At 70.3% G+C, this 21,547-nt stretch carries 20 protein-coding genes and 1 tRNA gene; 8 read left to right on the top strand and 13 right to left on the bottom strand.

The window, feature by feature from the left end; all coding sequences use genetic code 11:
- Positions 1–462: AraC family ligand binding domain-containing protein (locus M3E84_RS02420; RefSeq protein ID WP_396415544.1), on the bottom strand; the 462-nt coding region annotated here is incomplete at its 3' end.
- A gap of 195 nt (positions 463–657) precedes the next feature.
- A complete protein-coding gene (locus M3E84_RS02415) occupies positions 658–1,131 on the bottom strand; it encodes a MarR family winged helix-turn-helix transcriptional regulator (RefSeq protein ID WP_137802968.1) in 474 nt (157 codons plus the stop codon).
- A gap of 60 nt (positions 1,132–1,191) precedes the next feature.
- Here M3E84_RS02415 and M3E84_RS02410 point away from each other — a divergent pair, with 60 nt between their 5' ends.
- The gene (locus M3E84_RS02410; protein ID WP_259894406.1) at positions 1,192–2,439 is read left to right on the top strand and encodes a multidrug effflux MFS transporter; all 1,248 of its coding nucleotides are present in this window, start codon (positions 1,192–1,194) and stop codon (positions 2,437–2,439) included.
- Between the two features lie 50 nt (positions 2,440–2,489).
- Complete coding sequence (locus tag M3E84_RS02405; protein ID WP_259894405.1) at positions 2,490–3,143, top strand: NAD(P)-dependent oxidoreductase; 654 nt, start codon at positions 2,490–2,492, stop codon at positions 3,141–3,143.
- A 601-nt stretch (positions 3,144–3,744) separates the two neighbouring features.
- Here M3E84_RS02405 and M3E84_RS02400 read toward each other — a convergent pair.
- The 4 genes from M3E84_RS02400 to M3E84_RS02385 form a co-directional block, all read right to left on the bottom strand.
- Positions 3,745–3,817: transfer RNA gene (locus M3E84_RS02400), tRNA-Val, on the bottom strand.
- Positions 3,818–3,988: 171 nt separating this feature from the next.
- Positions 3,989–4,924, bottom strand: a complete 936-nt coding sequence (locus M3E84_RS02395) for a Sir2 family NAD-dependent protein deacetylase (RefSeq protein ID WP_259894404.1) — start codon at positions 4,922–4,924, stop codon at positions 3,989–3,991.
- Positions 4,921–5,388 (bottom strand): peroxiredoxin, encoded by a 468-nt coding sequence (locus M3E84_RS02390; protein WP_259894403.1) that lies wholly within the window; start codon positions 5,386–5,388, stop codon positions 4,921–4,923. The genes M3E84_RS02395 and M3E84_RS02390 overlap by 4 nt, the downstream gene beginning before the upstream one ends.
- Before the next feature lie 108 nt (positions 5,389–5,496).
- On the bottom strand, positions 5,497–5,913 hold the full coding sequence (locus M3E84_RS02385; protein ID WP_396415543.1) for a DUF3052 domain-containing protein: 417 nt from the start codon (positions 5,911–5,913) through the stop codon (positions 5,497–5,499).
- A 393-nt stretch (positions 5,914–6,306) separates the two neighbouring features.
- On the opposite strand from M3E84_RS02385, the gene aceE reads away from it, so the two are divergent.
- The 6 genes from aceE (at position 6,307) to M3E84_RS02355 (ending at position 14,493) form a co-directional block, all read left to right on the top strand.
- On the top strand, positions 6,307–9,042 hold the full coding sequence (gene aceE, locus M3E84_RS02380; RefSeq protein ID WP_259894402.1) for a pyruvate dehydrogenase (acetyl-transferring), homodimeric type: 2,736 nt from the start codon (positions 6,307–6,309) through the stop codon (positions 9,040–9,042).
- A 75-nt stretch (positions 9,043–9,117) separates the two neighbouring features.
- Complete coding sequence (locus M3E84_RS02375) at positions 9,118–10,497, top strand: CdaR family transcriptional regulator (protein ID WP_259894401.1); 1,380 nt, start codon at positions 9,118–9,120, stop codon at positions 10,495–10,497.
- Positions 10,498–10,575: 78 nt separating this feature from the next.
- Positions 10,576–11,487: an ACP S-malonyltransferase gene (locus M3E84_RS02370; RefSeq protein ID WP_259894400.1), complete on the top strand. Its 912-nt coding sequence runs from the start codon at positions 10,576–10,578 to the stop codon at positions 11,485–11,487.
- A 45-nt stretch (positions 11,488–11,532) separates the two neighbouring features.
- Positions 11,533–12,600 (top strand): beta-ketoacyl-ACP synthase III, encoded by a 1,068-nt coding sequence (locus tag M3E84_RS02365; RefSeq protein ID WP_259894399.1) that lies wholly within the window; start codon positions 11,533–11,535, stop codon positions 12,598–12,600.
- A gap of 263 nt (positions 12,601–12,863) precedes the next feature.
- Complete coding sequence (locus tag M3E84_RS02360; RefSeq protein ID WP_006215098.1) at positions 12,864–13,109, top strand: acyl carrier protein; 246 nt, start codon at positions 12,864–12,866, stop codon at positions 13,107–13,109.
- Between the two features lie 124 nt (positions 13,110–13,233).
- Entirely contained in the window at positions 13,234–14,493 is a 1,260-nt protein-coding gene (locus M3E84_RS02355; protein ID WP_259894398.1) for a beta-ketoacyl synthase, read from the top strand.
- Between the two features lie 332 nt (positions 14,494–14,825).
- On the opposite strand, the gene M3E84_RS02350 is transcribed toward M3E84_RS02355, so the two are convergent.
- The 7 genes from M3E84_RS02350 to lepB form a co-directional block, all read right to left on the bottom strand.
- Entirely contained in the window at positions 14,826–15,329 is a 504-nt protein-coding gene (locus tag M3E84_RS02350) for a DUF3145 domain-containing protein (RefSeq protein ID WP_259894397.1), read from the bottom strand.
- 313 nt (positions 15,330–15,642) lie between these two features.
- On the bottom strand, positions 15,643–16,614 hold the full coding sequence (locus M3E84_RS02345) for a tyrosine recombinase XerC (RefSeq protein WP_259894396.1): 972 nt from the start codon (positions 16,612–16,614) through the stop codon (positions 15,643–15,645).
- Between the two features lie 29 nt (positions 16,615–16,643).
- Positions 16,644–17,876 (bottom strand): DNA-processing protein DprA, encoded by a 1,233-nt coding sequence (gene dprA, locus M3E84_RS02340; RefSeq protein ID WP_259894395.1) that lies wholly within the window; start codon positions 17,874–17,876, stop codon positions 16,644–16,646.
- Complete coding sequence (locus M3E84_RS02335) at positions 17,873–19,420, bottom strand: YifB family Mg chelatase-like AAA ATPase (protein WP_259894394.1); 1,548 nt, start codon at positions 19,418–19,420, stop codon at positions 17,873–17,875. Before M3E84_RS02335 ends, dprA begins: the two co-directional genes overlap by 4 nt.
- A gap of 148 nt (positions 19,421–19,568) precedes the next feature.
- Positions 19,569–20,033: a YraN family protein gene (locus M3E84_RS02330; RefSeq protein ID WP_396415542.1), complete on the bottom strand. Its 465-nt coding sequence runs from the start codon at positions 20,031–20,033 to the stop codon at positions 19,569–19,571.
- A 22-nt stretch (positions 20,034–20,055) separates the two neighbouring features.
- The gene (locus tag M3E84_RS02325) at positions 20,056–20,736 is read right to left on the bottom strand and encodes a ribonuclease HII (protein ID WP_259894393.1); all 681 of its coding nucleotides are present in this window, start codon (positions 20,734–20,736) and stop codon (positions 20,056–20,058) included.
- A gap of 3 nt (positions 20,737–20,739) precedes the next feature.
- Positions 20,740–21,543, bottom strand: coding sequence for a signal peptidase I (gene lepB / locus M3E84_RS02320; protein ID WP_259894392.1), 804 nt, complete (start codon positions 21,541–21,543; stop codon positions 20,740–20,742).
- Positions 21,544–21,547: the final 4 nt, after the last annotated feature.

The raw sequence follows: 21,547 nt of genomic DNA, 5'->3' as shown, positions 1-21,547 counted from the left end.
ATCCGGAGCCGCGCGTACGTGCGGAGCGAGCGTGCCCAACAGCATCGAGAGGCGTGCTTGCAGCCAGAAGTACGAGGCCGGGTACTCGCGTCTTTCGTAGAGGGTCGTCATCTCATCGAGCACGAGGATCAGGCGATTGGCGTCCTCACCGTTCACATGGAGCACATGAGCGGCATCCGGAAACAAGGCCCCGGCGTACTGTCTCACGACGTAGCGATCCGCGAACACGTCGGGATGCTGCCAGTAGAGCTGATCGAGCAGGTAGTCCACGTCGACCAAGAGCGTCGTCAGGGTGGCGGTGCCCTCGGGCTCGTAGGTGAAGACAGTACGCGGGGCGATCAGCACGGCGTGACCAAAAGCGATCGGGTGGTGACGCTCCCCGACGGTGAGAACCACCGAGCCATCGCGGACGACGAGGAACGCCACGCAGTCGAAGACGCGCGGGCCGACCTGCTTCCGCAGACTGCCTCGTATCCACCGCGAACGGCTGGAAGAGCGCCGACCCTTTCAGCACTGCCAGTGAAGCCTTGTGTTAGCCGCAGCGTTCCGCTGCCCGCTTCTCGGTGCGGATGAAGACTGGTCATACGACCACGGGTTCACCTCGAAATGAGAGTGCCAGAGGCTCCAACGGTAGTCGCCTGCGCCTTGCTCCATAACTCAGCTCCGTGCGGGGTCGCTCAGGGCGGTGTCGATGGCCTGGAGAGTGCGCACAGTGGTCAGGACATCTTCGGCAGGCAGGTCGAGCGAGCCGAGCAGATCGCGGTACATGCCCCGCACGATCCCCACCGACCGTGCCGCTTCCTCGGTCAGATGCAGGCGTGCCGCGCGGCGGTCCGCCGGGTCGGGGCGGCGCTCGATCTGCCCTTTGGCGATGAGTCCGCGCAGCGCCGTGCTCGCGTTGCTCGATGTCAGCGACAGGCCCGAGGCCAGTCCCGAGGGGGCCACGCCGGGGTTGGCGTCGATGTGCAGCAGCACCAGGCACTCCAACGGTGACAGCGGCGCGACCGCGGGGTCCTGCAACGGGTAGGCGCGCAGCTTCCGCTCGACATGCAGCACCGCGTCCGCGAGCCGCACCAACGGGTCCGCACCGGTTGGTGCCGGCCCGCTCACCGGCTTCTCGTCTGGTCGCATATGCTTATGCTATCATAGCGTTGTTTTCATAACTATAGTTTTAGAAGGAGCCGGGCGGGGATGACCGACACGGGAACAGGGCGACAGGCAGAGGGCACGCCCGTCCAGGCGGCGGGCAAGGCGATCGGTGCGGGACTGTTGTCGACGCTGGCGCTGCTGATGGGGCTCGCCTCGTTCGAGATCGACCTGTACCTGCCGGCGTTCCCGGTGATGACGACGGAGCTGTCGACCACGGCGACCGGGGTGCAGCTGTCGCTCACGGCGTTCCTGATCGGCGCTGGGGCCGGGCAGCTGGCGTTCGGGCCGTGGTCGGATCGCGCCGGCCGGGTGGTGCCGCTGGTGTTCGGGGCGGTGCTGTTCGTCGCCGCGAGCGTGACCGCCACGCTCGCAGGCAGTATCGAGCTGCTCGTGGCCGCCCGGCTGGTCCAGGGCCTGGGCGGGGCGGCGGGGATGGTGATCGGCCGGGCGATCATCCTTGACCGTGCTCGCGGCACGGAGGCGGCACGGGCGTTGAGTATCATGATGCTCATCGGCGGGATCGCCCCGATCGTCGCCCCGGTCGCCGGCGGTGCCCTGGTCGACCCGGTCGGATGGCGGGGCCTGCTCGGGATCGTCACCGGCCTGGGCGTGATCGCCCTGGCATGCGTGCTCGTGTTCGTGCGGGAATCGCTGCCCCGCGAGATCCGCAGAGCCCGTGCGGGCACGGCGCAGCGCGGTGGCTGGCGGGGCCTGGTCTCGCGGGCCTATCTGGGGAACACGGCCGCGTATGCGTTCGGGATGGCGATCATGATGGCCTACATCTCCGCCTCACCGTTCGTCTACCAGGACATGATCGGCCTGAGCGCGGCCGCCTATGGGATCGCGTTCGCGATCAACGCCGTCGGCCTGATGATCGCCACCACTGTCGCGGCCCGTCTTGCCGGTCCCGTCTCGCTGCGCGGGTTGACCCTCACCGGCCTGACGATCAGCCTGGCCGCGGTCGTCGCGATCGTGATCCTCACCCTCACCGACGCACCCGCCGGGTGGCTGATGGTGCCCCTGTTCGTCGCGATCGCCCCGCTCGGGCTGGTGTTCGGCAACGCGACCGCCCTGGCCATGTCCGCCGTGTCCCCGGCCGCGACCGGCGCAGGGTCGGCGCTGCTCGGGGCGGTGCAGTTCGCCCTCGCCGGCCTCGTCGCCGCCCTGGTCGGCATCGCCGGCGAGCACACCGCCATCCCCCTCGGGGTGACCATGCTCGCCGCCGCGATCATCGCGCTCCTCGGCCTGCTCCTGGCCACACCCCGACCACGGCGGGAACCCGCCGCCTGACCCCCGGCGGCCCTCTATCCATCTCGTTCGATCCATAAGGAGAAAAAACCATGACTCGCATCCATGTCCTCGGCGGCACCGGGTACGCCGGCAGCCGTATCGTCCGCGAGGCCACCAAGCGTGGCCACCAGGTCGTCTCGTACAGCCGTTCCATCCCCGACAAGCAGACCCCGGGCGTCGAGTACCGGGCCGGTGACGTGCAAGACCCCGCGTTCCTGGCCTCAGCATTCGAGCACACGGACGTCGTGATCTCGGCACTGTCCACCCACGGCGGGCTCGCCGGCAAAGGCCGCCTCCGCGCCCTGCTGTCCACGGCGGCCGGGCTCGCCGCGGAACGAGGCGTGCGCTTCGGGGTAATGGGCGGGGCCGGCTCGCTCCTGATCGCACCAGGCGGGCCCCGCCTGGTCGACACCCCCGGCTTCCCCGAGGTCGCCAAGCCCGAATCCCTCGAACTCGCCGGAGCCCTCGACGACCTCCGCGCGAACACCGACGACCGCCTCGACTGGTTCCTCATCAGCCCCGCCGAGAACTTCGGCAAGCACGCCCCCGGCACCGCCCGCGGCCACTACCGCATCGGTGATGACATCCTCCTGCGCGACGAGAACGGCGTCTCGGAAATCTCCGGCGACGACATCGCCCTCGCCATCACCGACGAGATCGAGAAGCCCGCCCACCACCGCACACGCTTCTCCGTCGCCTACTGACCACCGAAGAGCGGACGCTCTCCACCGACCCCAGGCCGCAGGCCGCGTCGGTGAACGAGGCGAACCGAGAACCGAGTTCACCGTACCTGATGCGCCGATAGAAATAAGGCGGTACTGCCTCGAAATAGGAACACTGCCTTCCCTGCGGTCTCCAATCCTCCTCCTGCTCGCCGCGCCGAGCTCGTGACTCAGGACTGATATGTGCCCTCCACTTAGCCCCAAGCATCTTCAGCCACTTACTACTCCGTCTGCCTCTTCTCTTCTGAATGGACGTATCGCTACCTGGCGGTAGGTCATCCGCCCCACTCCTGGTCTTGTGCTTGCCGACCCGAGGAACTGCCGTGAGCAGCCTGCCTGCCTACCTACCGTGGTCTATAGGCTGCGTGTCGGCCCTTCGCGGTGCGGCCCGCTGCGGTGGGGGTCGTGCGCGAATGGGTCGGGAAGCCGCTGTGCCCGCTCTGCGGCTCGCTGCCGCGCTTGCTCCTGCTCGGCGCGCTTGGCTTCGATGCGTTCGGCGGCTTCGTTCACGGGCAGGCTACAGAGTTCGTCGGCTTCGGCCCGAGTCATGGCGGCCCGGTTTCTGGTGTCGCGAGCCTTACGGTGGGCCCTGCCGGGATCGAACCGACGACACCTGCGGTGTAAACGCAGTGCTCTGCCAGCTGAGCTAAAGGCCCTGGATGTGGCGGCATCGGGTGGACGACTTCTGCAGCCGTCAGCACCCGATGCTGACCCTGATGTTACCCCCGAGTCGCCTCTTATGTGACGATCTGACAACGATTCCTGATGCGGGAGCTGGTGTCTTCCATCACGTCGGCTGTGAAGACGTCCTCCTGGCCCTGGGCCCCTCAGGGTCGACGGCCGCGTGCGCCCTCGCTCAGCGGGGCTTCGGCTGAGGCCAGGAACTCCGCGACCTGCGCGTCGATCTTGACCGAGGCCTCGGCATCCGAGCGGGTCTGGCCGTGGTTGACGATCACCACGGGGATGCCCGCGCGCACCGCGCGGCGCACGAAGCGCCGCGCCGAGTGCACGGTCAGCGAGGTCCCCAGCACCAGCAGGGCCTGAGCCAGCTCGGTCTGATGCCAGGCGGCGGCGACGTCGTCCGGATCCGCGCTCTCGCCGAAGAACACCACGTCAGGCTTGACCACGCCCCCGCAGACCGGGCAGTCCGGCACGCGGTAGGCGTCACCGGCGTAGGCGACCTCGGCATCGGCGTCCGGGGCGAAGTCGATGTCCGCGGGATCCGCCGAGGCCGCCGCAGCCTCGGGGTTCAGCTCGTCGAGCCGATCCGACCAGACTGCGCGAGGGATGAGGGTGGCGCACTCCATGCAGCGCACGCGGTCGTAGCGCCCGTGCAGGTCGATCACGCAGCGCGAGCCGGCGCGCTCGTGCAGCCGGTCGATGTTCTGGGTGATGACCGCCCGCACTGCCCCTGCGGACTCGAGCCGGGCAAGGCTGCGGTGCGCGGCGTTCGGCTCGGCGCGCTGCAGGTTCCGCCACCCGATCTGATTGCGCGACCAGTAGTGCGCCCGGCGCTCGGGCGAGTGCGTGAACTCCTGGAAGGTCATGGGCTGGCGCGGCTGGGCATCAGGTCCGCGGTAGTCCGGAATCCCGGAGGCCGTGGACATGCCCGCGCCCGAGATCACGAGGGCCTCCCGTCCGGCCAGCTGCTCGATCGCGACCGCAAGCCCGGTATCGAGGCTCAGAGCCTGCGGATCAGGGAACAGGTCCGGCTCATCGCGGGGGCCGTAGCCGGCCCGCAGGATGCGGACAGGAGGACTCACGCGGTGGGCGCCGGCAGCTTGGCCAGGGCCTCGCGATAGCGCTCGACGGGGCGCTGCGAGGTGATTTCGGAGGTGAAGCGGTCGAGCACGATGCCGTCGGCGTCGATCAGGAAGGTCGTGCGGCTGGCCATGCCGGTGGTCTCGTCGAACACGCCGAAGGCGCGTGCGGTCTCGCCGTGGGGCCAGAAGTCGGAGAGGAGGTCGAACTCCAGGGACTCCTCGCGGCTGAAGGCCTTGAGGACGTACTGGGAGTCCGTGGAGACCGCCAGCAGGAGGGCATCGGCCTCCTGGACCTCATCCATCATGTCCTGCAGCTGGCACATCTCCCCCGTGCACACCGAGGAGAACGCGAACGGGTAGAACACCAGCGCCACGGGACGGCCGAGGTGCTCTGCGAGCGTCACGTCCTCCCCGTACTGGTTGGTCAGCGTGAAGTCGGGCGCGAACTGGCCGATCTCGATCATGGGTCTCACCTCGCCGCCTCCGGAGCCGGCCGTGACGGCTGGCTCGGGTGCAGATCGTCGTGGGTCTGGGGGTCCGTGCAGCGGCGGCGGATGCCGCCTGCCTGCTCGTCAGTGATTGCGCTTGGGCGCCAGGCGCAGCGCGGTCCAGTCCTCGCTCACGCCGGCGCGCGAGGTGGTGTGCAGCCCCGCCGTGGAGCTCGAGGTCTCGACGTCCGCGGGGCTCACATGCCCGTCACGGCCGGGCTTCGGGGTCATCAGCCACACGGCTCCGCCGGCGTCCAGCTGCGTCTGGGCATCGACCAGGGCGTCGATGAGGTCGCCGTCGCCGTCGCGCCACCACAGCAGCACGGCGTCGACGACGTCCTGGTCGTCCTCGTCCAGCATCTGCGACCCGATCAGGTCCTCGATGCGATCCCGCAGGTCGAAGTCGACGTCGTCGTCGTACCCGAACTCCTGCACGATGGCGCCCTCAGGCAGCTTGAGCTCGCTCATCGCGTCGTCCGCGGCGGCCTTGGCCTCGCCCACGTCACTCTCCTTCACCGGCGCCCTCCTGCTTGGAAGGCTCAGCCGAAAGTCATGCCGCTCGAGTGCGGCTGGTTCTGGGGTGCTCGACCGCAGGATGCGATCCAGCTCTCGAGGCAACACAACACCTGTTGGCCTCCGCTTGCAAGGCGACTGGCAACCCCCGCGCCCCCTTGACAGCCGCTTCGGCATCACGCCCCGGCCGCCGCTCGACGGCTCCGAGAACCGACTGTGACCAGGGACGCACGGCAAGTCTCGCGGCATGAGGCCCGGGCGTGGACGCGCGAGCGGGCAGAATGTTGGATGATGGTCCGAAGGACTTCCGGCGGGGCGCGCCCCACGATCGGCGCAGCCGCCGCCTGGACCGCCGCCGCACTCGACGAAGAGAGGTTGATCGTGGCATCCGAGAGCAACAATCACATCCTGAGCGGGCTGACCAGCCAGCTGAGCGACTCCAACCCTGAGGAGACGCGGGAGTGGGTCGAGTCCCTCCGTGGCCTCGTCGAGACCCAGGGGACCGAGCGGGCGCAGTACATCATGCGCGCGCTCCTGCAGGATGCCGGCGCCCAGAGCGTCGGCGTCCCCATGGTGACCACCACGGACTACATCAACACCGTCCCGGTCGATCAGGAGCCGGAGTACCCCGGCGACGAGGAGATCGAGCGCCGCTACCGCGCCTACATGCGCTGGAACGCCGCCATGATGGTCCAGCGCGCTCAGAAGCCGGAGATCGGCGTGGGCGGGCACATCTCCTCCTTCGCCGGCGTGGCCACGCTCTACGAGGTCGGGCAGAACCACTTCTTCCGCGGCCCGGACCATCCCGGCGGCGGCGACCAGATCTTCTGGCAGGGCCACTCCTCTCCGGGCAACTACGCCCGCTCCTTCCTCGAGGGGCGCCTCACCGAGGAGGACCTGGACGGCTTCCGCCAGGAGAAGACCAAGGAGGGCCACGCGCTGTCCTCCTACCCGCACCCCCGCATGATGCCGGACTACTGGCAGTTCCCGACCGTCTCCATGGGCAACGGCCCCATGGATGCGATCTACCAGGCCCAGTTCAACCGGTACCTCGAGAATCGCGGCATCAAGGACACCTCCGACCAGCACGTCTGGGCCTTCCTGGGCGACGGCGAGATGGACGAGCCCGAGTCGCGCGGTGTGCTGCAGGCCGCCGCCAACGACAAGCTCGACAACCTGACCTTCGTGGTGAACTGCAACCTGCAGCGCCTCGACGGCCCGGTGCGCGGCAACGGCAAGATCATCCAGGAGCTCGAGGCGTTCTTCCGCGGTGCCGGCTGGAACGTCATCAAGGTCATCTGGGGCCGCGAGTGGGATGAGCTGCTGAAGAAGGACAAGTCCGGCAAGCTCGTCCAGATCATGAACCAGACCCTGGACGGCGACTACCAGACGTACAAGGGCGAGTCGGGCGCGTTCATCCGCGACCACTTCTTCGGCCAGACCCCGGAGACCAAGGAGCTCGTGGCGGACCTGTCCGACGACGACATCTGGAACCTCAAGCGCGGTGCGCACGACTACTTCAAGATCCACGCCGCCTACAAGGCAGCGATGGAGTTCAAGGGCCAGCCGACCGTCATCCTGGCCCAGGGCGTGAAGGGCTACGGCCTCGGCCCGCACTTCGAGGCCCGCAACGCCACGCACCAGATGAAGAAGCTGACCGTGGAGGACCTCAAATCGTTCCGCGATCACCTGCGCATCCCGATCGAGGACGACCAGCTCGAGGATCCGTACAACGCTCCGTACTACCACCCGGGAACGGACTCCCCCGAGATCCAGTACATGCTCGAGCGCCGCAAGGAGCTCGGCGGCTTCCTCCCGGAGCGCCGTCACGAGCAGAAGGAGATCACCCTTCCGTCGGACAAGGCCTACGCCTCGGCCAAGAAGGGCTCCGGCAAGCAGCTGGCCGCGACCACCATGGCGCTGGTCCGCACGCTCAAGGACCTCATGCGCGAGAAGGACTTCGGCCACCGCATCGTGCCGATCGTCCCGGACGAGGCCCGCACGTTCGGCATGGACTCTTTCTTCCCCACGGCCAAGATCTACAACCCGAACGGCCAGAACTACCTGGCCGTGGACCGCGAGCTGATGCTGTCCTACAAGGAGTCGGAGCAGGGCGTCATCCTGCACCCGGGCATCAACGAGGACGGCGCCACGTCGCAGTTCCTGAACGCGGGCACCTCCTACGCCACCCATGGCGAGGCGATGATCCCGTTCTACCTCTTCTACTCGATGTTCGGCTTCCAGCGCTCCGGCGACGTCTTCTGGGCGGCCGCCGACCAGCGGGCGCGCGGATTCATCATCGGCGCGACCGCCGGGCGCACCACGCTGACCGGCGAGGGCACCCAGCACGCGGACGGGCACTCGCCGATCCTGGCGAACACCAACCCCGCCGTGATCACCTACGACCCGGCCTACGGCTACGAGATCGCCCACATCGTCAAGCGCGGCATCGAGCAGATGTACGGCACCGCCGATGAGGATCACGACGTCATGTACTACCTCACGGTGTACAACGAGCCGATCCACCAGCCGGCCGAGCCGGAGGATGTGGACGTCGAGGGCATCCTCAAGGGCATCTACCACCTGAAGGCCGCCGAGCAGGAGGGCCCGCGCGCCCAGCTGCTGGCCTCCGGCGTGGCAGTGCCCTGGGCGCTCGAGGCGCAGAAGCTGCTGGCCGAGGACTGGGGCGTCTCCGCCGACGTCTGGTCGGTGACCTCCTGGACCGAGCTGCGCCGAGATGCCATGGCCGCGGAGAAGGACGCGTTCCTGAATCCGTCGGAGGGCGTGCGCACCCCGTACGTCACCCAGGCGCTGGCCGGCGCAGAGGGCCCGATCATCGCCTCGACGGACTACGCCTCGGAGGTCCCGGACATGATCCGCCAGTACGTCCCGAACGAGTTCGCCACGCTGGGCGCGGATGATTTCGGATTCGCGGACACCCGTGCCGGTGCTCGCCGCTGGTTCCATATCGACTCGCACTCGATGGTGGTGCGCACCCTCGAGATGCTGGCCAAGCGCGGCGAGGTCGACTCCGACGCCCCGCAGAAGGCGATCGAGAAGTACGACCTGCACGACCCCAACGCCGGCACCTCCGGCAACGCGGGCGGCGACGCCTGATCCGCTGACGGCTGCAAGCCGACCGCAGGAGGCCCGGGGCGCCCGCCCCGGGCCTCCTGTCGTATCCTGGCCGTCATGGCGAAGGACACCTCGACGGACCCCGAATCCCGCTCCGGCGGCGCACTGCTCGGCGGGAACCGCTGGATCCGCGGCGCCAAGTCCACCAGCGGCAAGTCTGCGCGCTCCTCCCGGGGCAGCGCCCGGCGCTCCGAGCCCATGCCGGGGCGCAGGACGCTCGATCGGGTCCGGGCCAACGTGGCGCCGCTGTCGGACGTGGCGATCGCCCGACTCGGCGAGGACCTCCCCTGGTTCGCCGAGCTGCGGCCCAAGGATCGTTCCGAGCTCGGGCTGATGGCCCAGCGCGGCATCGCCGGCTTCGTGACCTGGTGCGAGGACCCCGAGGACGAGAAGTTCCTGCTCACCATGTTCCGGGAGGCCCCCACCGACCTCACCAGCGCGATCTCGCTGCATCAGGCCCTGCAGGTGCTGCGCGTGGTGGTCGATGTCGTCGAGGACCGAGTGCCCGAGCTGGCCACCGGCAGCGACGCAGCCGTCCTGCGCGACGGCGTCCTGCGCTTCTCCCGCGACATCGCCTTCGCCGCCGCCGACATCTACGCCCGCGCCGCCGAGAACCGCGGCTCCTGGGATGCCCGCATGGAGTCCGTCGTCGTGGACGGCCTGCTCAGCGGCGAGCGCAGCGAGACGCTGCGATCCCGCGTGGCCGCGCTGGGCTGGGACTCCAAGGGACCGGTCACCGCGGTGGTCGGCAGCAGCCCCGAGCAGACCAGCCCGGCGGTGGTCGCTCGGATCCGCCGGGTGGCCACCCGGCATGCCTCGGATGCGCTCGTGTCCATCCAGGGCGACCGGCTGCTGCTGATGCTCGCGGACATGCAGCGCACCGACCGCGCCCTGGCCCGCCTCGCCGCCCTGTTCGGCCCTGGACCGGTCGTCTACGGGCCGGAGGCAGACTCGCTGTTCTCCGTGGTGGCCTCCTCGGAGCCAGCCGTCTCCGGTCTCGAGGCCGCCCATGCCTGGCCCGCGGCCCCGCGCCCGGTTCATTCCGAGGAGCTGTGGCCCGAGCGGCTGATGACCGGGGATCCGCTGGCCCGCGCCGCGATCGTCGAGCAGATCCACGCCCCGCTGGCGGCCTTGACCACCGGCCTGGAGGAGACCCTGGCCACCTACATCTCCGTGGGCCATTCGCTGGAGGCCACCTCCCGGGAGCTCTACGTCCACGCCAACACTGTGCGCTACCGCCTGCGCCGGATCACCGACCTCACCGGCTGGGACCCGCTCGTGCCCCGCGACGCCTTCGTGCTGCACTGCGCACTGGTGGCCGGCAGGCTCGCCGAGGGCTCCTCCGGGCGCGGCGCCCCTGGAGCAGCTGGAGGGCCCGCACAGTCGCCGCGCCGCTCCCGGCGACCCGCCGACGCCACGCCGCCGCAGGCGTTGTAGGGACTCGACAAAGCTCCGACGGGGCCTTCGTACGAGCCGCAGTTCGCCCCGCGTGCCCGGATCTGGTGGACTGCATGGGTGATTGCGATCCTCTGCCCCGGACAGGGCGCCCAGAAGCCAGGAATGCTCGCCGAGTGGCTGCCGCTGCCCGGCGTGCGCGAGCACCTCGAGCAGCTCTCCCGCGGAGCCGACCTCGACCTCATCCACTACGGAACCGGGGCCGATGCCGAGACCATCAAGGACACGGCCGTCGCCCAGCCGCTGATCGTGGCCGCAGGCCTGGTGGCAGCGCGCCTGCTGCGCAGCGAGCTCGACGACCGCCACGATCTCCTGTTCGCCGGGCACTCCGTCGGCGAGATCACGGCCTCCGCTCTGGCCGGCGCGCTGAGCGAGGACGACGCCATGAGCTTCGTGCGCACCCGCGCCACCGCCATGGCCCAGGCAGCCGCCGCCACGCCCACCGGCATGTCCGCGGTGCTCTCGCCGCATGAGGACGTCATCCGCGAGGCCATCGAGGCCGCCGGGCTGACTCCGGCCAACGCCAACGGCTCCGGGCAGATCGTCGCGGCCGGCTCCCTCGAGGCCCTCGAGGCCTTCGCCGCGAACCCGCCGGAGCGCTCGCGCGTGGTCCCGCTGAAGGTGGCCGGTGCCTTTCACACCGACTACATGGCCCCGGCTCTGGAGCCGCTGCGCGAGCTCGCCGGCTCGCTGTCCCCGCAGGACCCCGCCTCGACCCTGCTCTCCAACCGCGACGGCCAGGCGGTCTCCTCCGGGCAGGCGAACCTGGAGTCCCTCATCGAGCAGGTCTGCCGCCCCGTGCGCTGGGACCTGTGCATGGAGGAGATGAAGCGCCGCGAGGTGACCCAGCTCATCGAGCTGCCGCCCGCGGGCACGCTCGTCGGATTGGCCAAGCGCGCCCTGCGCGGCGTGCCGGGTCTGGCCGTCACCTCCACCGAGGCCCTCGAGGATGCGCGCAGTGCGCTGTCCTGAGCCCTCCGCGCCGCGACCCATCCACCACTTCGAGGAGACGCCCGCATGGTGACGCTGAACCAGTACACCCCGACCGCCCATTCCCGCATCCTGGGCCTGGGCGCCTCCCGACCGGATGTCACCGTCACGAACGACGACATCTGCCAGTGGATCGAGTCCTCGGACGAGTGGATCCGCCAGCGCACCGGCATCGTCACCCGACACCGCGCGGATGAGTCCACCAGCGCCCTGGACATGGCCCTCGAAGCCTCCCGCGAAGCGCTCGAGGCGGCAGGGCTCCAGGGCTCCCAGCTCTCCACGGTGATCGTCGCCTCGATCTCGCACCCGTTCCAGACCCCGTCCATGGCAGCCGAGCTGGCCGATCAGCTGGGCGCCACGCCCGCTGCGGCCTTCGACGTCTCGGCGGCCTGCGCGGGCTATTGCTACGGCATCGCCCAGGCCGACGCCCTGATCCGCTCGGGCATGTCCGAGCACGTGCTGGTCGTGGGTGTGGAGAAGCTCTCGGACGTCATCGACAACGGCGAGCGCTCGATCAGCTTCCTGCTCGGCGACGGCGCCGGCGCAGCTGTCGTGGGCCCGTCGCAGACCCCCGGGATCGCCCCCACCGTGTGGGGATCCGACGGCTCCAAGGCCGAGGCCATCCGCATGACGCATCCCCTCACGGATCTGCGCCTGATCGACCAGGGCCAGCCGCGTCCCTTCCGCGCCGACCTCGCGGACAAGGAGACCGGCGAGATGCGGGCCGACGCACCGCTGTCGCCGACCCTGCGCCAGGACGGGCAGACCGTGTTCCGCTGGGCCTCCTTCGAGGTTGCCAAGCGGGTCACGGAGGCCCTCGAGGCCGCCGGGATCGGGCCCGAGGACCTGGGTGCGTTCATCCCGCACCAGGCCAACATGCGCATCATCGACCAGATGGCCAAGGTGCTGAAGCTGCCCGAGTCGGTCGTGATCGCTCGCGACATCGCCGATGCCGGCAACACGTCTGCGGCCTCCGTGCCGCTGGCCGCCCACCGTCTGCTCAAGGAGCACCCCGAGCTGTCCGGCAAGCCGGCTCTGCAGGTCGGCTTCGGCGCCGGACTCGTGTTCGCCGCCCAGGTGGTGATCCTGCCCTGAAGCTGTGCGCCGCAGGCCTCGCACCTGCGGCCGTCGGCTCCCCAGCCTTCCGATCCGCCAGCGGTCGACGACCCCTCCACGGAGGCGGGCGTTCGAGGATCGGGCTCCACGCTCAGCGGCCGGGCCGCCCGTAGAGTTGAGACCGCAGTGACAACGTCGGTCACCGGGTTCGCAGTGCGAGTCAGGTGATCACCGGTCGGCACCCGCCGACCGGCGCACCAAGGGAACGGCCCTGTCGAAGGGCCAGACGAAAGGAAGACAGCATGGCGAGCAAGGAAGAGATCCTGGCAGGTCTGGCCGAGATCGTGAACGAGGAGACCGGCCTGGAGACCGAGGCCGTCCAGCTCGACAAGAACTTCACCGAGGACCTGGACATCGACTCCATCTCGATGATGACCATCGTCGTGAACTGCGAGGAGAAGTTCGAGGTGACCATCCCGGACGAGGAGGTCAAGAACCTCAAGACGGTTCAGGACGCCGTCGACTTCATCGACAACGCCCAGGGCTGATCGGCCCACCGGAGCCGCAGTCCGAGCGCGCCGCCGCCACGTCGTGCCCCGGCACGACGCCGGCGGCGCGCCGGCCGCGTCCCCCGGCCCCTTACACCCCTGAGATCAGGAAGCAGCAGCGCACATGACCCGTAAAGCAGTAGTCACCGGACTCGGAGCCACCACGCCCATCGGCGGCACCGTCCCCGAGCTGTGGCGCAACGCCCTGGCCGGAGTCTCCGGAGTCTCGGCGATCGACGCCGAGTGGCTCGAGCTCTACCCCACGAGCTCGCGCATCGCCGCCTCTGTCTCGACACCTGCCTCCGAGGTGCTCACCCGCGTGGAGGCCAAGCGCCTCGACCCGTCCGGGCAGCTCTCCCTGATCTCCGCCCGCGAGGCCTGGGCGGATGCCGGCTTCTCCGGTGCCGACGCCGAGCTCTCCGATGAGATCGACCCCGAGCGCCTGGCCGTCGTGTTCGGCACCGGAATCGGCGGAGCCTGGACCCTGCTCGATGCCTGGGACACCATGCGCGAGCGCGGTGTCCGACGCGTCATGCCCATGACCGTCCCCATGCTCATGCCCAACGGCAACTCCGCCACGATCGGCATGGCGCTGAAGGCCCGCGCAGCCGCGATCACCAGCGTCTCCGCCTGCGCCTCGGGCACCGAGTCCTTCTACCAGGGACTCATGCTCATCCAGGCCGGCAAGGCCGACGTCGTCGTGGTCGGCGGCGCCGAGTCCGCCAACCATCCCGTGAATTTCGCCGCGTTCGGCGCCATGCAGGCGCTGTCCACCCGCAACGACGAGCCCGAGCGCGCCTCACGCCCGTACGACATCGACCGCGACGGCTTCGTCATGGCCGAAGGCGCCGGTGCCGTGGTCATCGAATCCGAGGAGTTCGCCAAGGCCCGCGGCGCCCGCATCTACTGCGAGCTCGCCGGCGCCGGCCTCACCGCCGATGCCCACCACATCACCGCTCCGGATGACTCCGGCGCCGGCGCGGCCCGCGCACTGCGCGAGGCCCTGCGCGAGGGCGACATCGAAGTCGAGGACGTCATCCACGTCAACGCGCACGCGACCTCCACGCCCAAGGGCGACCTCCCGGAGGCCACCGCCATGCGCGCGGCGCTGGGCGATGCGATCGACGGCATCCCCGTCTCCGCCACCAAGTCCATGACCGGGCACATGCTCGGCGGCTCCGGTGCTGTCGAGGCCATCCTGACCATCAAGGCCCTCACCGAGCGCACCGCGCCGCAGACCATCAACCTGGACAACCAGGATCCGCAGATCGACCTGGATGTGGTCACCGAGCCTCGTGAGCTGCGCTCCGGCGACGCCGCCGCGCTGTCCAACTCCTTCGGCTTCGGCGGTCACAACGCCGTGGTGGCCTTCCGCTCCATCTGAGTCGGCTCGGCTGCCGGGATCCGCTCCCGGATAGAACAGCAGCCCCGCACCCTCGAGGTGCGGGGCTACTGTCGTCCTGGCGCCGAGATCCGGTGTCGCCGTGGTGTGACTCAGCGGATCCCACTTCAACGAGTGGCACCGCAGTGTGATTTCACCACGCTCACAACATCGCGTGGCCCGGCAGTGTGCGTCTGACGCCCCCAACGCACTCCAGGGGGCCCGTCGATCAAGGGGGTCGCACTCAGACGCCACTCGATGCGGGCGACGGATCAGGGGCCGGGGTCAGGTCCTGCAGCGCAGTCCCAGGCACCTGCTGCTCAGTCTCCGGCGGATCAGGAGACGCGGTGGAGCCAGCGGACGGGTGCTCCCTCGGCGGCCAGGCGGAAGGGCTCGAGCTCCTCGTCCCAGGCCTCGCCCAGGGCCAGCGACAGCTCATTGACCACCAGCGCGGGATTGCCGTGGGAGTTCTCGAACGCGTAGCGGATGCGGTCCTCGCAGACCACCACGTTGCCGGCGGCGTCGGTGGTGGCGTGGAAGACGCCGAGGTCCGGGGTGAAGGACCAGCGGGAGCCGTCGGCTCCGGGCGAGGGCTCCTCGGTGATCTCGAAGCGGATCTTGCCGAGGGTGCGCAGGGCAGAGGCCATCAGCGCTCCGGTCCCGGCCGGTCCGGCCCAGGTGAGCTCGGCGCGCAGAGAACCCGGCTCCGCCTCCTGGGCGGTCCATTCCAGTGCGGTGCGTCCCCGCGCGAGCGCTTCGAGCGCCCACTGGATATGAGGGCACAGCGCCTGCGGGGCGGAGTGGATGTGCAACACTCCCCGCGTGATCGTTGACGACATGACGTGTCCCTCCGACGTGTAGGTGCGTCTTCCCCAACGACCTTCACGAGTTCCCGAAGCGACAAGGGCACAGGTGCCCGCGTCTGCCGATGCGGTCCGATCGAGGAGGATTCGAGGCCTCCGGGATCATCCCGCGATGAAGTTGTCCTTCCTGCAGCGCCCGTCCGTGCCGATGGATTCGAGGCCATCAGACATCTGGGCAATCTCATCTTTCTCGATCGATGACTCTGCCGTCAACTCTGCGGCGAAGTGTACGCCGTACTCCGACGTCACAAGGACGACGACGGCACGGACTCTCGGCTCACCGGGGAGCTCAGGCTCGCGGATGGGCCTGCTGGAAGGCGGCACCCAGCCGGTCGACGGAGACGTGCGTGTAGAGCTGAGTGGTCGACACGGACTCGTGGCCGAGCAGCTCCTGGACGCTGCGCAGATCGGCTCCGCCGTCGAGCAGGTGGGTGGCTGCCGAGTGCCGCAGCGCGTGCGGACCGCGTGCGGCCACATCGGGGCGGGCCGCAAGCTCCCGATCGACGACCTCGCGGATCTGCCGGGTGCCCATCCGTCCTCCGCGCGCCCCCAGCAGCAGGGCCGGGCCGCTGGCCCCCGTGGCCAGGGTGCCGCGCCGAGACAGCCACAGCTCGAGGGACGACTCGGCGGGAGCGCCGTAGGGGACGACTCGCTGCTTATCGCCCTTGCCTGTCACGCGCAGGGTCCGGCGCGACCGGTCGAGGTCATCGACGTCCAGGCCGGACAGCTCCGCGACGCGCACGCCGGTGGCCCACAGCAGCTCGATGATCAGCAGATCCCGAGCGGCCAGCGCCCGGTCGCGCACCGTGGCCTCCTGATCTTCGGCTCGGGCCGCGAGAGCGTCGAGGACGGCCTGCAGGTCCCCCGCGCCGACGACCTCCGGCAGAGAGGAGCCGCGTCGTGGCGCCTTCAGCCGCAGTGTCGGATCCGAGGTGGTGCGTCCGGTCGCGGCGGTCCATCCGAAGAACGTGCGCAGCGCCGAGGTGCGTCGAGCCAGGGTCGAGGCCGAGGCGCCTTGGGCATGCAGATCCGCAAGCCAGCTGCGCAGCACGCTGAGATCGATCTGCGCCACGGCATCGCCTCGCCGGTGCGCCCACGCCAGCAGGTGAGCGAGATCGGCGGTGTAGGCCGTGATCGTGGCTTGGCTGCGTGAGCGCTCGAGGCGCAGGTGCTCGCCGAACTCCGCCAGCAGCCGGGCCCCCTCCTCCGGGACCGAGCCAGGCGCCGACTCGTGCTCGGGATGCGGACCGGCGTGGGACATGTGCCGATCCTATGACCTCGGCAGTAGGCCTACCGGATCCGCGGCCTGCGCCACAGGCCGTCACGCTCCAGCGCGAGGCCGCCGCGCTCGAGCCGGCGCAGCGCACCGAGCAGGCGGCGCACCGGCAGCCCGCTGGTGGCCGCCAGTGCGTCGATGCTGGCACCGCCGCTCACGGGCAGGGCGTCGGCGAGCATGCGGTCCTGCTGGCTGAGTCCGTCGAAGATCTGCAGCTGCTCGGCCGGCGCGGGCTCGGCAAGCGCGCCCAGGGGCGCCAGCAGGCCGAGCACCTCCTCGACGTCGCTCACGAGCACCGCCACGCCCTCCCGGATCAGCCGATGGCACCCGGCGGAGGCGGCCGAGTGGATGCTTCCGGGCACCGCCCCCACCGGCTTGGAGAGCCGATCCGCGTGATGCGCGGTGTTCTGCGCTCCAGAGCGCCATCGCGATTCCGTCAGCACGGTCGCCGCGGACAGCGCCGCGATCAGCCGGTTGCGGTCCAGAAACCGATAGCGCGCCGGCATGGTCCCCGGAGGCGACTCGGAGACCACGGCGCCCTCCACGCTCACCCGTTCGAGCAGCTCCTGGTTCCCGCGCGGATACAGCCGATCGACGCCGCCGGCCATCACGGCGACCGTGGGGACAACTCCGACTCCGGTGGCCAGCGCGGCGTGGTGAGCGGCTTCGTCGACCCCGTAGGCGCCGCCGGAGATGATCGTGCGACCGCGTGCGGCCAGGGCGCCGGCGAAGTCGAACGTGACGCTGCGGCCGTAGCCGGTGACGTCGCGGGAGCCGACGATCGCCACCGCATCCTGCGGCCACCGGCTCAGCCCATCCCGTCGGCCGCGACCCCACAGCGCCACCGGCGCCTGCAGGCCCAGCATGTCGAGCTGCTGCGGCCAGTCGTCGTCCTCGGGAACGCACAGCCACCCGCCCACATCCTCCAGAGCCCGGCGGTCGGCATCGAGATCCACGACGGCGGCACGGGCCTGCCAGCGCTCGGCGGCCGATCCCATGGTCCCGACCACCTCCTCCGGGGCTCGGTGCACGGCCTGGGTCAGGGCGAGGCCCTCCTGCGCGGTGAGGTTCCTGCCGCTGGAGACGATCTCCCAGGAGGTGACCGGCCCCAGGGCCTCGATCAGCACGTGGCCGATCGTGTCCCGCGGCTCGATCACCCGGGACAGGGCCGCTCGCGCACGACGGATGCCCTGCTGGTCGTCGATGGTCATGGCGATCTCCTTCAGCGGTGCGGGCGGGCGGGTCATGACAGGGTGCTGTCCCGGAAGTGCAGGGCGGTGTCGACGTCGTCGGCGGTGGGGCCGTCGCGGGCCTCCAGGTCGGCCAGCGTCCAAGCCACGCGCAGAACCCGGTGCATCCCGCGGGCAGTCAGCGCACCGCGCTCCATCTCGCGCTCGAGCCCTGCGGTCACGGACGCAGCGCTGCGAAGGGGACCGCTGAGCAGCGAGGAGGTGAGCTCGGCATTGGTGCGCAGCCCGTGGGGCCGCAGCCGCTCGGCCTGAACGTCACGGGCGGCGGCCACCCTGGCGGCCACCTCTGCGCTCGGCTCCCCCGCCGTTCCGACGGTCAGCTCGGCATAGCTCAGCGCGGGCATCTGCAGCCGCAGATCCACCCGGTCCAGCAGCGGCCCCGACAGCTTCCCGAAGTACGCCCGACGCTGAGCCGGCGTGCACCGGCAGTCCTCGCCCTTGCCGCTGGCGCGCCCGCACGGACACGGGTTGGCGGCCAGGACCAGCTGGAAGCGCGCCGGATACCTGGCGCTGGCGCTGGAGCGGTCGATCCGGACATCCCCTGTCTCCAGGGGCTGGCGCAGCGCGTCGAGCACTCCGCGATCGAATTCCGGCGCCTCGTCGAGGAACAGCACGCCGCGATGTGCTCGAGACACCGCCCCCGGCCTGGGGATGCCGGAGCCGCCGCCCAGCAGGGCTGCCGCCGAGGTCGAATGATGCGGAGCCTCGAACGGCGGGCGGCGGATCAGGCTCCGTCGCGGACCCACCCGGGTCTCCAGCGAGCGCACGGCGGTCACCTCGGTGGCGGCCTGATCGTCCAGCTCCGGAAGGATGCCCGGCAGGCGGGAGGCGAGCATGGACTTGCCCGCCCCGGGCGGGCCGGTGAGCAGCAGGTGCAGCGCTCCGGCTGCCGCGATCTCCAGGGCCATGCGCGCCTCGGCCTGACCGGCCACGTCACACAGATCCGGCAGCCGGGCCTCATCCTCCGATTCCACGGAGGCGACGCTGCCGGAGGCCGGGCCCGCGGGTCGGCGCAGGGACCGAGGATCCGCCCCGAAGTCGGCGGCGGCATCGGCCAGGCAGTCATAGGCCCGGACCTTCGCCCCAGTCACCAGGGCGGCCTCCTGCGCATTCGCTGAGGCCACGACGATCCGCTCGTGACCGGCTCGCACCGCTGCCAGCACGGCAGGAAGCACACCGCGCACCGGCCGCAGCGCGCCGTCCAAGGAGACCTCCGCCAGGTAGACGACGCCGGGAGGGGCCTTGAGCCTCCCATCCGCTTGAAGCGCGGCCATGGCGATCGCCAGGTCGAAGCCGCTGCCGCGCTTGGGCAGCGTGGCCGGAGAGAGGTTCACGGTGATCCGCCGCGGGCTCAGCGGGATCCCGGCGTTGCGCGCGGCGGAGCGCACGCGATCGCGGGATTCCTGCACGGAGGCATCCGGCAGACCCAGGATGGTGAATGCCGGGATCTGCGAGCCGATGTCCGCCTCGACCTCCACGACCGTGCCCTCCAGCCCGATCAGCGCCACCGACAGGCTGCGCGCATACCCCGAACCGCTCATGCTGGCTCCCCTCCGAGATCCCCGGACCTCCCGGGTCCCGCCAGGATGTCCCCGTGGACCGGCCCGATGGATCGCCCGAGAATCAGCCCGGGAGCGCCTGCCCCGAAGCTGCGAGAAGAAGCAGTCTGTGGAGCCGCGAGGCCGCGGCTCAGTGCAGTCCTGTGCGGTGCTCGAGACGGACCCGCTCCTGCCCCGGCTGGCCGAGCAGCAGCACGGCGACCACATCCACTCGTCGCTCAGCGAGACAGCCGCATTCGCGCGCCCACGCCGCGAGCAGCAGGTGAAGGCGCCGCAGCTTCGTGGCATCGACCGCCTCGAAGGGATGGCCGTAGTCGGTGCCGCGCCGGGTCTTCACCTCGACGCCCACCAGCATCGGGCCCTGCCGCACGATGAGGTCCAGCTCGCCGCGCACACCGTGCACGCTCGGCCTGGCTCGCCAGTTGCGCTGCAGCACCTGCGCCCCGCGGCGGAGCAGGAAGGCCTCGGCCAGCCGCTCTCCCTGCTCCCCCAGCTGCAGCCGCTGCCCGCTGTCCTCACCCGGCATGAGCTCCCCCGCCCGTCGTCGTCCTGGAGAGACCAGGATGACCACGGCCGCGCCCTGCAGCTCAGGCATGTCCGAGCACTGTGGACGGGGATCAGCTCGGCAGGCCCAGCTTCCAGCTGCGCCGGTGGTGCTCGGTGACCCCGCGTTCGAGCAGGGCGGCCCGATGCGCGGCGGCGCCATAGCCCTTGTTGCGCGCCCACCCGTAGGCCGGATGCTGCGCATCCAGGGTCTCCATGAGACCGTCCCGCTCGACCTTGGCCAGCACGGAGGCCGCCGCGATCGACGCGCACGTCAGGTCGCCCTTGACCTGTGTGCGCACGGGACCATCCCAGGTCGGGGCCGTCTGCGCCTCCGCGGCCAGGCTCAGCAGGTCGGACGGTGCGCTGAGCCAGTCGTGGGAGCCGTCGAGCAGCACCAGATCGGGGCGGGAGCCCGGTGCCAGCTGCGCCAGGGCACGTCGTCCGGCCAGCCGCAGGGCCCCGACGATCCCCAGGGCGTCGATCTCACCCGGTGAAGCCATGCCCACCGCCGAGTCGACCGCCCACGAGCGGATCTGCGGCGCCAGCTCCCGGCGCACGGCCGGTCGCAGCAGCTTGGAATCGCGCACCGCACCCGGCGCCTCGGCGCTCGAGGCGCAGATGACAGCTGCGCCGACAGCCACCGGCCCCGCAAGCGCCCCACGCCCCACCTCGTCCATGCCCGCGATGAGCGCACCGGAGGGAAGGGTCTCGAGCAGGGTGCGCTCGAGCTCGAGGGTGGGGGCAGCATTCACCGGTCACGGCCTCCGCTGCGCGTCGACGGAGACCGCTGACTCGTCGTAGACCCAGGTGCCATCGGGCAGCGGACCCATGCGATCCAGCGGCCAGCCGAGCACGAACGCGGTGCCCTGGACCCGATCGTGGCTCACGAATCCCTGAGCGGTGTTGAGCACATCTCGGGAGTCGTGAGAGGCGGAGCGGTAGTCGCCGAGTACGAAGTACTGATCATCCGGGACGATGACGTCGAACTGGACGTCGGAGGCGATCTCCCCCGGGTACAGGTAGGCCTCGGCCTCGTCGATCGGCACCTCGTTGACCATGATCCGCCCCTGGGCATCGCAGCACGAGACCCGATCGCCGCCGACCCCGACCACGCGCTTGACGTCGAAATCCTGGGAGCGATCGGCCGACAGCCCGAAGAACGACAGCGTCTGCTGCACGGGATGCGGCTGCGGCCTGTCCCCAAGGGCCTCGGTGTCGCCGTCGCCGCGTCGGAACACGATGACCTCGCCGCGATCCGCGCCCGAGACCGTCAGGTCCAGGACGTTGGCGAAGACCCGGTCCCCGGGACGCAGCGTGGGCTCCATGGCCGCATCGGTGACCAGGTATCCGCTGACCAGCACATGCTGGGAGACGAAGGACAGCAGCAGCGCCACCATCACCACGGCGGCGGCATCGTGAACCGACTGCATGCGGCGGCTGCGCTTGGGCTGGACGGCATCCGCTCCGCGCACACGCCGACCGGTCCCCCTGCGGGACATGGGCACGCCGTCCGCGCGCACCACGGGAGCATCACGCAGGCCCTCCCACTGATCGGGCACGGAG

Origin of the sequence: Kocuria sp. p3-SID1428 (assembly GCF_025149945.1) — a bacterium.
Lineage (GTDB): Bacteria > Actinomycetota > Actinomycetes > Actinomycetales > Micrococcaceae > Kocuria.
This window is presented reverse-complemented; position numbering and strand designations above follow the sequence as displayed.